This window comes from Streptomyces sp. NPDC020898 (genome assembly GCF_044333925.1).
In the GTDB taxonomy this organism is placed as follows: domain Bacteria; phylum Actinomycetota; class Actinomycetes; order Streptomycetales; family Streptomycetaceae; genus Streptomyces.
Genome location: NZ_JBIRRV010000001.1, coordinates 25,498 through 36,866, shown reverse-complemented (window position 1 = coordinate 36,866; position 11,369 = coordinate 25,498). Strand labels below are relative to the sequence as shown.

The following is an 11,369-nucleotide window of genomic DNA, read 5'->3' as shown; positions in this document are numbered from 1 at the left end:
TCAGCCATGTCCCACGCCTGACAGGTTCATGAACCGGGCGGCATGGTGCCAAATCCGTCTAGGGTGAGCGGCTGAGTCGTACGGCCTTCAACTCGACGCCGTACGGTCGTCAGACGCCGTCGTCGGACTCCGGGCGCTTACCGGGTGCCGTCGTACGGCCTTTCGGGCGCCTGAGGAGAAAACAGCCGATGTCAGACAGCTCCCCCCTGCCGCCGGTGCGACTGCACTCCGAAGCGGAACTGGCGCGGGACGCGCTCGCCGCCCCGCTCGTCTCCCGCGCCGCCCGGCTCGCTCGCTGGGCCGGACCGGACACCCGGGTCGGGGCCGGCGGCGAACTCGTCGAGGAGCAACTGCCGGCGGCAGCGGAGACGCTCGGGCTGATCACCGACGGGACCGCCGGGGACGGGCTCACGGTCGAGGACGCGCTCGCCTACGCGAGTGAGGCGTGGCGGGTCGCCGTGGACACGGGGCTCGTCGAGGTCGTCGACGAGGACGCGGGGACGGTCACGGTCGGTGAGGACCTCGTGCTGCTCACCTCCGGGGCGCCGCACGACGTGCTCGCGGTGTGGCTCGCGGCGCTGGAGACCGTTCTCGCCGACGCGAGCGTGCCCGACCTCGACGATCTCGTCGACGCCATGGACGACGCCACCGAGGTCGACTTCTCCCAGCTGGACTGGGACCCCGAGGCGGAGGCCGACTTCCTCGACGGTGTGCTCGCCAACCTCTACCTCCTGAGCGTCAGCGAGGGCGGCCCCGCCGACGGCCCGGTGCCGTTGCCCGCGCTGGCGGCGTCCATGGTCGTACCGGGCGACATGAGCGAGCCCACCAACGACGTCCTGGAGCAGGTCTCGGACACGATGATGCGCCTCGACGACCAGTTCCGGCTGCTCGAACCCATCGGGCTCGTCGCCTACCGGCCCGTCGACGAGGCGCTGATGGCGGACACCGACGACCCCGCCGGGGGCGCGTCGGAGGGCGACGACACCGACGTCTCCCGCTACGGGATGGTGCGGCTGACCCCGCTCGGCCTGTACGGCGTACGGGCCCGGCTGCTGGAGTCCGGCTTCGAGGCGCCCGCCGTCGGAGACCTCGCCGACAAGGGCGCGGACGCGCTGCTCGACGGCACGGCCGCCTTCCCGGCGACGGCCGCGCAGGCGGAGACCGAGCAGTGGCTGGCCCGCCGCGAACCCCTCGCCGCGGCACGGGAGTTGCTCTCGGCGGCCCGGGGCGGCGACGCCGGTGCGCCGCTGCGCCGGCTGCTCTGCCAGCAGGCCCTGTCCCTCGTCGGCGCCGAGGCTGAGCCCGCGCTGCGGGAGGTCCTCGACGACGCCGAACTGGGCGGCCTCGCCCGCGTCTGGCTCAGCGAGCACGGCGCGCCGGACGTGCCGCCGCCGTCCGAGGCGATGGTGTTCTGGCTGACCATCGACACGGTGGCCGCCCAACTGGCGGCCGAGGGCAACTCGGCGGAGTTGCGTGGACTGGTGGAGGGGCTGGCGCAGCAGCACGGGGCGTTCTTCGAGGCGGCCTGGCGCGTCGAGCACCCGGCTACGGCGGATGTGCTGGAGGCGATGGGGCGGCTGCATCCGGACAAGCGGGTGGCGAAGGAGGCGCGGAAGGCCGCGTTCAAGGCGCGGTCTCAGCAAGGGGGTTGAGCAAGGGGGTGGGCAGGGGGTGCGCGTGGCAGGGTTTCGCCCCCGCCGCCCCTACCCGTCCCATCCCTGGGGGCTGTGCCCCCAGGCCCCCCTGTTTTCGCGCTGGACGCGCTCGTCCTCAAGCGCCGGACGGGCTGGAGGGGGCGGGCCTGGGTGGGTGGGTAGAGGGAGGGCTGGACGTGCTTGTTCTCAAGCGCGGGACGGGCTGGAGGGGGTGGGCCTGGGTGGGTGGGTAGAGGGAGGGCTGGACGTGCTTGTTCTCAAGCGCCGGACGGGCTGGAGGGGGTGGGCCTGGGTGGGTGGGTAGAAAGAGGGCTGGACGTGCTCGTCCTCAAACGCCGGACGGGCTGAAGACGCTCCCCGTTCAGCTCGCGTTCAGGGCCGGGCGGGACGGTGGCGCCACGTCCCGCCCACCGTCACAGGAGACACCATGTCGCTCACCCGCAGGGACTTCACCTCGGCCGGGGTCGTGCTGGCCGGCAGTGTCGGTGCCCTCGCCACCGCGCCCAACGCCCTCGCGTCCACGGAGACGGCTGAGTCGGCGGACCGGCACGGGGACGGGCACCACGGAGTCGGCTACGGCCCGCTCCTGCCCGACCCCAAGGGTCTGCTGGCCCTCCCCGCCGGATTCTCGTACCGCGTCATCACGTACAGCGGGAAGACCAAGCTGGAGTCCGGCGAGATCACCCCGTCCAACCATGACGGCACCGCCGCCTTCGCGGGCCCGCGTGGCACCACCCTCCTCGTCAACAACCACGAGCTGAAGGGCCCGCGCGCCAACTGGAAGTACCCGGTGCCGCTCACCGAGGGTCTCGTCTACGACCCCGCCGCGTCCGGCGGTTGCACGGTCGTCGAGGTGCGTCCCGGCGGCCAGGTCGCCGAGTGGGTGGGCATCGCCGGTACCTCCACCAACTGCGCGGGTGGCAGCACCCCTTGGGGTACGTGGCTCACCTGCGAGGAGAACTCCGACCGCGCCGGCGTCAACGGTATGACCAAGGACCACGGGTACGTCTTCGAGGTCGACCCCTGCGACAAGCGCGCCAACCAGAACCCCAAACCCCTGAAGTTCTTCGGGCGTTACGACCACGAAGCCGTCGTCGTCGACCCCAAGCGCGGCCACGCCTACCTCACCGAGGACGCCGCCGCCCCCAACGGCCTCCTCTACCGCTGGACTCCGCCGCAGCACTTCCACTACGGCCACGGAACCTTCCGCACCCTCTCCGACACCGCGGGCACCCTCCAGGCGCCCAAGTGCTTCGACTCCGCGGGCCAGTTCGTCGACGACCTCTCCCGCGCCACGAAGATCGGCACGGTGTACGGCGTCGACTGGATCGACGTTCCCGAACGCGACGGCAGGACCGTCGACGTGCGCAAGCAGTTCGGCGCCGGCGAGATCACCCGCGCCCGCAAGCTCGAGGGCATGTGGTGGGGCGACGGCGGCACCTACATCGTCTCCTCGTACGCCCGCGCCGAGAGCCCCGTCCAGCACGACGGCCAGGTCTGGTTCTACGACCCCAAGCGCCGCACGCTCACCCTGAAGGTCCTGCTGGGCGTCAACCCCGACCCGTCGGTCGACGGCGCTTACGACAGCCCCGACAACATCACCGTCTCCCCGTACGGCGGCCTGATCATCGCCGAGGACGGCGAAGGCATCCAGCACCTGTTCGGCGCGACGGACAGCGGTCGTACGTATCCGATCGCCCGCAACGAACTCAACGTCGGCACCGAAGAGGAGCCCGAATACAGCGAGTTCGCCGGCGTCACCTTCTCGCCCGACGGGAAGACGCTGTACGCGAACATCCAGAAGCCCGGGATCCTGCTGGCGATCACGGGGCCGTGGAAGCGGCAGAAGCGCGGATAATTAATTCGGTCGCTCGTCCCGCGGTACGCCTCCTAGAGTGATGAACGTCCAGGTGCGAAGGCAGGACCTACTTCCACTCATAATGGGGCGGCCGCGGGTTCGAGTCCCGTCACCGGTACAACGCGCCGGTGTAGCTCAGGGGTTAGAGCACCTACGTCGGTTCCGCCGGCTTCGATCTCTGGACACCTAAAACTTCATGCACCTCCCGGTGCGCGATTCTGATCTCGGGGAGGCGCAGCAGATGGTGGGTGCCCGGTGCGCAGGCAGCGGATACTTCGGGAACTGGTGAGGATAAAACCTCGTGCGGGTTCAAATCCCGTCATCGACCCAGGGTCGGTGTGGCGGAACGGAAGACGCGCCAGTGATAAGCAACCGTCGCCGACTTCGACCTCGGGCACCCTCCTTTTGCTGCGCCTCCCTCCGAAACAACCAATATGCACGCACGAAGTGCCGGCGAATTGGGGGGAAATTCATCATGGCGCGATTCAACACCAAGGCCGCCAAGGCGCAGCCCACTTCGCGGGTCACCTCGACGGGGCGTGTGCTCCGTACGTACCAGGGCGGCCGTGGCCGTGAGCGGGACGAGCGCTCGGAACTGTTCCTGCTGTCGATTGCCAACTTCGTCGCGCAGAAGACCTTCCACGAGAGCGGCGAGGACCGGGACGACCGGTTCGCCGCGCTCGTACGCCGGCTCGCCGTCACCGACCCGGCGTGGACGGCCGGCCTGCTCGGCTGGCTGCGTGGCGAGGGCAACCTCCGTACGGCCGCCATCGTGGGCGCCGCCGAGTACGTGAAGGCGCGCCTCGACGCGGGGGTCACGGAGGCCACGGACGGCCCGTCCAACCGGCAGGTCATCGACTCCGTACTGCGCCGCCCGGACGAGCCCGGCGAACTGCTCGCCTACTGGACCTCCCGGTACGGCCGCAACATCCCCAAGCCCGTCAAGCGAGGTATCGCCGACGCCGTACGACGGCTCTACAGCGGCAAGTCGCTGCTGAAGTACGACACCGCGTCCAAGGGGTACCGCTTCGGCGACATCCTCAACCTCGTGCACGCGGCGCCGGATCCGGCCAAGCCGTGGCAGGGCGAGCTGTTCCAGTACGCGCTGGACCGGCGCCACAACCCGGACACGGCCGTCGTCCCCAAGTCGCTGCCCGTGCTCGCCGCACACCGTGACCTGATGGCGCTGCGGCCCGCGAAGCGGCGCAAGGTCGTGACCGGAGCGAGCGGCGCCGAACGCCTGGCGGACGCGGGCATGACCTGGGAGGCACTGGCCGGCTGGCTGCAGGGGCCGATGGACAGGGCGGCCTGGGAGGCGGTCATTCCCTCCATGGGGGCGATGGCGCTCGTTCGCAACCTGCGGAACTTCGACGAGGCAGGGGTGAGTGACGAGGTGGCGGCGCGGGTCGCCGCGAAGATCAGCGACCCCGCCGAGGTCGCGCGCTCGCGGCAGTTCCCCTTCCGCTACCTCGCCGCGTACCGGCACGCGCCCTCGCTGCGCTGGTCGTACCCGCTGGAGCAGGCGCTGGGGCACTCGCTGGCCAATGTGCCGGTGCTGTCCGGGCGGACGCTCGTCCTCGTCGACCGTTCGGGTTCGATGTTCTACTCCCGGCTGTCGGAGCGCTCGGAACTGACCAGGGCCGACGCGGCGGCGATCTTCGGCTCGGCGCTCGCGCTGCGGGCGGCGGACGCGGATCTCGTCGAGTTCGGTACGTCGAGCAACCGCGTGAAGTACCGCAAGGGCGAGTCGGTGCTGAAGGTTCTGGACCGCTTCGGCGATCTGGGCGGCACCGACACGACCGAGGCGGTCCGGCGCCACTACCGGCGGCACGACCGGGTGCTGATCGTCACTGACGAGCAGTACGCCTACAGCCGGCACGGCGACCCGACCGAGCAGGTGCCGTCCGACGTGCCGGTCTACACCTGGAACCTCGCCGGGTACCAGGCCGGCCACGGCCCCTCGGGAGCGGGGAACCGGCACACGTTCGGAGGGCTCTCGGACGCGGCCTTCCGGATGGTCCCGCTGCTGGAAGGCGCTCGGGACGCGGACTGGCCCTGGGCCGGCTGAGGCGGTTGAAGTGAGCTGAATTGGGGTGTGGCCCGTACTTCGGTGCGGGCCACACTCTTGTGCGCTGTCCTTGAGTTCCGTCTTGCGCTCCATGGAATCTGACATCTAACATTTCAGTTGTGGAAGCGATGCGACCCGTGCCCCGGACCCTGCTCAGGGACCGGGCGTACGAAGCGATCCGGGACGCCATCGTCGCCGGGGAGATCGAGCCCGGCGCGGTGGTGCGTGACGCCGAACTCGCCGAGCGGCTCGGGCTGTCCCGGGCGCCGGTGCGGGAGGCGTTCGCGCGGCTGGTCGACGAAGGGCTGCTGGAGAGCAAGCCGCAGAGCTATACGAAGGTGACGCCGGTCGTGGCCGCCGACGTGCGCGACGCGGCGGCCGTGGTCGGGGCCATGCACGAGCTGGTCACGCGGGCCGCCGTGCCCCGGCTGTTCGCCGCGGACGTCGAGGCGATGCGCGCGGCCAACGAGCGGTTCGTGACCGCCGTCCGTGCCGGGCACGTGGACTTCGCCCTGCGCGCCGATGACCAACTGCACGACGTCCTCGTCCGGGTCAGCGGCAATCGCGCGGCAGCCGCCACCGCCGCCCGCTACACCCCGCTCATCCGCCGCTTGGAGCGACGACGCTTCAGTGAGGGCAGCAACTGCCGTTCGGCCGACCTGCACGACCGGCTCATCGAGGCCTGCGCGGCGGGAGACGTGGACGAAGCGGTCCGTGTCACCGCGGAGATCTGGCGTGGGCTCGCCGAGCTCGCCGACAGCGACTGATCCCGGGAGGAACCGAACCCCATGTCCCTTGCCTCGTACGAGCGTTACCCCCTTCTCTTCGGGCCCTCGCCCGTTCATCCCCTTGAGCGGCTCACCGCGCATCTCGGCGGCGCCGCTCTCTGGGCGAAGCGGGAGGACTGCAACTCCGGTGTCGCGTACGGCGGCAACAAGACCCGCAAGCTGGAGTACCTCGTCGCCGATGCGCTGGCCAAGGGGTGCGACACGCTCGTCTCGATCGGCGGAGTGCAGTCCAACCACACCCGGCAGGTCGCCGCCTGTGCCGCCCGGGCCGGGCTCAAGTGCGTGCTCGTGCAGGAGAGTTGGGTCGAGTGGCCCGACTCCGTGTACGACAAGGTCGGCAACATCCTGATCAGTCGGCTCGCCGGCGCGGATGTGCGGCTGGTGCGGGCCGGTTTCGGTATCGGCTTCAAGGAGAGCTGGGAGCTGGCGCTGCGGGAGGTGGAGGAAGGGGGCGGTAAGCCGTACGCCATCCCCGCCGGTGCCTCCGACCATCCGCTGGGCGGGCTGGGTTTCGCCGGGTGGGCTTATGAAGTCGCCGAGCAGGAACGGGAGTTGGGGGTCTTCTTCGACACCGTGGTGGTGTGCTCGGTGACCGGGTCGACCCAGGCGGGCATGGTCGCCGGGTTCGCGGCGCTGGAGGAGGCGGGCGGGCGGGAGCGGCGCGTGCTCGGGATCGACGCGTCGGCGGCGCCCGCCCGGACGAAGGAGCAGATCGCGCGGATCGCCCACAACACCGGCCAACTGATCGGTGTCAAGCGGGAGTTGACGCAGGACGACGTCGAGCTGGACGGGCGTTACCACGCGGGTACGTACGGGATTCCCGACGACACGACCCTGGACGCGATGCGGCTCGCCGCCCGTACGGAGGGGATGGTCACCGATCCCGTGTACGAGGGGAAGTCGATGGCCGGGATGGTCGACCTGGTGGCACGCGGGGAGATCGGGCGGGAGTCCACGGTGCTGTACGCGCACTTGGGCGGGCAGCCCGCGCTGAACGCGTACAGCGCGTTGTTCTAGTTGGTTAGAGGGGGTTCCGGACGGCCGGTGCCGCCGGTTCCGGTGGTTCCGTGTTCCGGAAGAGCGGTTCTGGTGAGGTGAAGGCGAGTTCGGCGAAGCGTTCGCCGATGCGGCGGTGGGTGGCGGCGTCCGGGTGGAGGTCGTCGGGCAGGGGGAGTTCGGCGGAGTCGGTGTCGCCGTAGAGGTCGCGGCCGTCGAGGTGGTACAGGTTCGGGTCCTCAGGTGCCCGCTGTTCCACGATCCGGGCGAGTTCGTCCCGGATGACTCGCAGGGTCAGTTTGCCGTCGGCCTGTTCCGCCGGATCGCCCATGGCCCGGAACCGCAGTTGCCCCTTGCCGAGGTCGGCGAGGTCCAGGACGCTCGGGCCGGGCGTCTCCTCGTGGATGGGGCACAGGATCGGGGAGACGACCAGCAGCGGTGCGGTGGGATGGCCCTCGCGGATGGTGTCGAGGAAGCCGTGGACCGCGGGACCGAAGGCCCTCAGGCGCATCAGGTCGGTGTTGACCAGGTTGATGCCGATCTTGACGCTGATCAGGTCGGCGGGAGTGTCGCGCATCGCGCGGGCGGTGAACGGGTCGAGGAGGGCGCTGCCGCCCAGGCCCAGGTTGATCAGTTCCACGTCGCCGAGTGACGCGGCGAGCGCGGGCCAGGTGGTGGTGGGGCTCGCGGCGTCCGAGCCGTGGCTGATCGAACTGCCGTGGTGCAGCCAGACCCTGCGGCCCCGGTCGGGCGTGGGCTCGACGGGGGCGTCGGTGCGCAGGGCGACGAGTTCGGTCGTCTCGTTGTGCGGCAGCCAGATCTCGATGTCCTTCACACGGTTCGGCAGACCGGTGAAACGGAGGGTGCCGACCGGGCCCGGCCGGCTCTCGGCGGTCCCTGCGGTCATGTCGATGGTGACGGTGTTGCCGCCCGTCACGCTGCCCTGACCGGCGAGGCTGCCGTCGACGAGCAGGTCGTACACGCCGTCGGGCCGGAACGGGGCGCCCACGTAGATCCGCTTGGTGGGCCGCGTATCCAGTTCGACGACGCCGGCCCGGGTGCGGAAGACCAGTCGTACGCCGGAGGGCTGGGACTCGGCCATGGCCAGCTGGCCGTCGGCGCACTGGGCGCGGGCCCGGGCCGGCAGCCGGTGCGGTATGACGCCGTGCTCGGTGCGCTCCAGGTCGAGGGCGCCGCGCAGGAGGTCCGCGGTGATGAGTGTGGTGATGGGCGGGATGGCCTGCGGGGTGACGGGTGGGGTGACCGGCGGGGTGGGCCGGTCGTGCTCGGCGGGCTGCATGTCCTCGGCCTTTCGGTCAAAGGGTGGGAGGAGTGAGGGTGGTGGGGGTGGCGGGGGTGGTGTGAGTGGTGGCGTGCGCGGGCCAGTTGCGCAGCAGGGCGTCGAGGGCGTCCAGGATCCGGGTCCAGGATTCCTGCGGGTCGGGAGCGCTGTGGCTGAAGCCGCCTGCCGTCTCCAAGCTGACGTACCCATGGAAGACGCTGCCCATCAGTCGGATCGCGTGGGTCTGGTCCGGCTCCGTCAGGTCGTAGCCGCGCAGGATCGCGCGCGTCATCTGGGCGTGCCGGACGCCCGCACTGGCGGCCGCCGTCTCGGGGTCGAGCCTCAGTCGTGCGGCGGCGGCGCGGCCGGAGTGCTCCAGGGCGTAGTCGCGGTAGGCGTTCGCGAAGGCGGCCAGGGCGTCCTTGCCGGCCCGCCCGGCCACCGCGTCGGCGGCCCGGTCGGCGAGCTCCTCCAGGGCGAACAGGGCGATCCGGGTCTTGAGGTCCTGGGTGCTCTTCACATGCGAGTACAGACTCGCGACCTTGACGTCGAACCGGCGGGCGAGTTCCGAGGCGGTCACCTGGTCGAAGCCGACCTCGTCGGCGAGTTCGGCTCCGGCTCTGGTCAGGCGTGCTGTGGTCAGTCCTGCGCGTGCCATGACCTTCCCCTCCTCCTGTGTTGCGTGGCTAAGGGAATTATGGGTTTGCCTAAGAGCTTTAGGCAAATTAGCCTGACGTTATGGAGCCGCTGACTGAGCAAGAGATACGTGCCGCGTTCGTGAACTGCACCAAGGGTGAGGCGCAGCGCCTGTCCGTTCCGCGCGATCTGGCCGACCGGCCCTGGGGGGATCTGGACTATCTGGGATGGCGAGATCCGCAGGCGCCCGACCGTGCCTACCTCGTCGCCGAGCTGGACGGCCGGGTGGTCGGCCTGGCGCTGCGGAGTTCCGCGCCCGCCTTCGGGCGGACGCGGCGCAGTATGTGCTCGATGTGCCTGACCACGCACACCGGTGGCGTCTCCCTGATGGTCGCGCCGAGGGCGGGGAAGGCAGGGAAGCAGGGCAACTCGGTGGGGGCCTATGTATGCGGCGACCTCTGCTGCTCGCTGTATGTGCGGGGCAGGAAGGACGCGGGAGCCGGGGCGCGGCTGCACGAGACGATCACTCTGGAGGAGAAGATCCAGCGGACCGTGGGGAACATCGCCGCGTTCGTCGCCAAGGTGACGGGTTGACCCCACGGTCCGTTGTGCTGGTGTTTGGGAGTATTTGTGCCTAGTTGCGTGTGGTTGTGCGCCGTTGTGCGTGGTTACAGCGCCTGGGCCGCGGGCTTCACCATGCCCCTGACTGTGCGGGACTTGACGAAGTCGCCGATCGCCGTCATCTCCCACTCGCCCGAGAACTGCTTGATCATCTTCGCCATCATCACGCCCGTCTGCGCTTCGGCGCTGGTCAGGTCGAAGCGGACCAGTTCCTCGCCCGTCGCGGCGTCCAGGAGACGGCAGTACGCCTTCGCGACCTCCGTGAACTTCTGGCCGGAGAAGGAGTTGACCGTGAAGACCAGGCCGGTGACCTCCTGGGGGAGGCGGCCCAGGTCGACCACGATGACCTCGTCGTCGCCTCCGCCCTCGCCCGTGAGGTTGTCGCCGGAGTGCTTGATCGCGCCGTTCACGATGGAGAGCTTGCCGAAGTAGCAGCTGTCGATGTGGTTGCGCTGCGGGCCGTACGCGATGACCGACGCGTCCAGGTCGATGTCCTTGCCGCGGAACGCCGGTTCCCAGCCGAGGCCCATCTTGACCTGGGAGAGGAGGGGCTTGCCGCCCTTGACCAGGGACACGGTCTGGTTCTTCTGGAGGCTTACGCGGCCCTTGTCGAGGTTGATCTTGCCGGCGCCGAGGACCGGGGCGGGGGGCGCCGGGGGTGCGGCGGGCGGGGGCGGCGGGGTCTGTACGGCGGGCGTGGGGACGGGTGCGGGCGTCGGTACGGGCTGGGGGGCCGGTGCCGGTTCCTCCACGCTCACGCCGAAGTCCGTGGCGATGCCGGCAAGGCCGTTCGCGTACCCCTGGCCCACCGCTCGGGCCTTCCAGGCGCCGTTGCGGAGGTAGATCTCGACGATCACCAGTGCCGTTTCCGCACCGAGCTGCGGGGGTGTGAACGTGGCCAGTACGGAGCTGTCGGCTGCGTTGCGGATCGTGGCCGTCGGTTCGATGCCCTGGAAGGACTGGCCCGCGGCGTCCGGGCTCGCCGTGACGACGATCTTCTCGATGCCCGGGGGGAGGGCGGCGGTGTCGACGGTGATCGAGTCGGGGGCCGTGCCGCCGCCGGAGCGGTAGGTGATGCCTGGGCCTGTGGCCTGGTTGTAGAAGATGAAGTCGTCGTCGGAGCGCACCTTGCCGTCGGCGGTGAGCAGCAGGCCCGATACGTCTAGCCGCACGGGAGCGGTGACGTCGACCGCCACGCGGGTGACGGGGAGAGGGATGTTCGAGCCGGGGGTCATAGCTGTCATGGCCTGTGAACGACCGGGGCCGTTTTACCGTTCCCTTACTCGGCGTCCGATTGGGGGGTGGGGGTGGATGCGGGTTTTTCGCCCCCGCCGCCCCTACCCGTCCCATCCCTGGGGCTGCCGCCCCAGACCCCGCTCCGGCCCTGGACGGGCCTTGTCCTCAAACGCCGGACGGGCTGGGGTGCCTGGGCCTGGGCTGTAGAAGCGGCGGGGGCGGGTGGGTG

Annotated in this window: 9 protein-coding genes; 6 read left to right on the top strand and 3 right to left on the bottom strand. The window is 70.3% G+C overall.

Annotation, left to right across the window (positions count from 1 at the left end; translation table 11 throughout):
* Positions 1 to 188: 188 nt before the first annotated feature.
* From ACH4TV_RS00155 to ACH4TV_RS00135, 5 genes are all read left to right on the top strand, one after another.
* Positions 189 to 1,652 carry a hypothetical protein gene (locus ACH4TV_RS00155; protein WP_398392596.1) on the top strand — a complete coding sequence of 488 codons (1,464 nt, stop codon included), beginning with the start codon at positions 189 to 191 and terminating at the stop codon, positions 1,650 to 1,652.
* Positions 1,653 to 2,082: 430 nt separating this feature from the next.
* Complete coding sequence (locus ACH4TV_RS00150) at positions 2,083 to 3,513, top strand: alkaline phosphatase PhoX (protein ID WP_398392594.1); 1,431 nt, start codon at positions 2,083 to 2,085, stop codon at positions 3,511 to 3,513.
* Positions 3,514 to 3,988: 475 nt separating this feature from the next.
* Complete coding sequence (locus ACH4TV_RS00145; RefSeq protein ID WP_398392592.1) at positions 3,989 to 5,581, top strand: TROVE domain-containing protein; 1,593 nt, start codon at positions 3,989 to 3,991, stop codon at positions 5,579 to 5,581.
* A 119-nt stretch (positions 5,582 to 5,700) separates the two neighbouring features.
* Positions 5,701 to 6,348 carry a GntR family transcriptional regulator gene (locus tag ACH4TV_RS00140; protein WP_398392590.1) on the top strand — a complete coding sequence of 216 codons (648 nt, stop codon included), beginning with the start codon at positions 5,701 to 5,703 and terminating at the stop codon, positions 6,346 to 6,348.
* Positions 6,349 to 6,369: 21 nt separating this feature from the next.
* Positions 6,370 to 7,386: a 1-aminocyclopropane-1-carboxylate deaminase gene (locus tag ACH4TV_RS00135; RefSeq protein WP_398392588.1), complete on the top strand. Its 1,017-nt coding sequence runs from the start codon at positions 6,370 to 6,372 to the stop codon at positions 7,384 to 7,386.
* Positions 7,387 to 7,390: 4 nt separating this feature from the next.
* On the opposite strand, the gene ACH4TV_RS00130 is transcribed toward ACH4TV_RS00135, so the two are convergent.
* Both ACH4TV_RS00130 and ACH4TV_RS00125 read right to left on the bottom strand, forming a co-directional pair.
* On the bottom strand, positions 7,391 to 8,665 hold the full coding sequence (locus ACH4TV_RS00130; protein WP_398392587.1) for a GDSL-type esterase/lipase family protein: 1,275 nt from the start codon (positions 8,663 to 8,665) through the stop codon (positions 7,391 to 7,393).
* A 16-nt stretch (positions 8,666 to 8,681) separates the two neighbouring features.
* Positions 8,682 to 9,305 (bottom strand): TetR/AcrR family transcriptional regulator, encoded by a 624-nt coding sequence (locus ACH4TV_RS00125; protein ID WP_398392585.1) that lies wholly within the window; start codon positions 9,303 to 9,305, stop codon positions 8,682 to 8,684.
* Positions 9,306 to 9,385: 80 nt separating this feature from the next.
* On the opposite strand from ACH4TV_RS00125, the gene ACH4TV_RS00120 reads away from it, so the two are divergent.
* Entirely contained in the window at positions 9,386 to 9,877 is a 492-nt protein-coding gene (locus ACH4TV_RS00120; RefSeq protein ID WP_398392583.1) for an FBP domain-containing protein, read from the top strand.
* 74 nt (positions 9,878 to 9,951) lie between these two features.
* On the opposite strand, the gene ACH4TV_RS00115 is transcribed toward ACH4TV_RS00120, so the two are convergent.
* A complete protein-coding gene (locus tag ACH4TV_RS00115; protein WP_398395262.1) occupies positions 9,952 to 11,139 on the bottom strand; it encodes a TerD family protein in 1,188 nt (395 codons plus the stop codon).
* Positions 11,140 to 11,369: the final 230 nt, after the last annotated feature.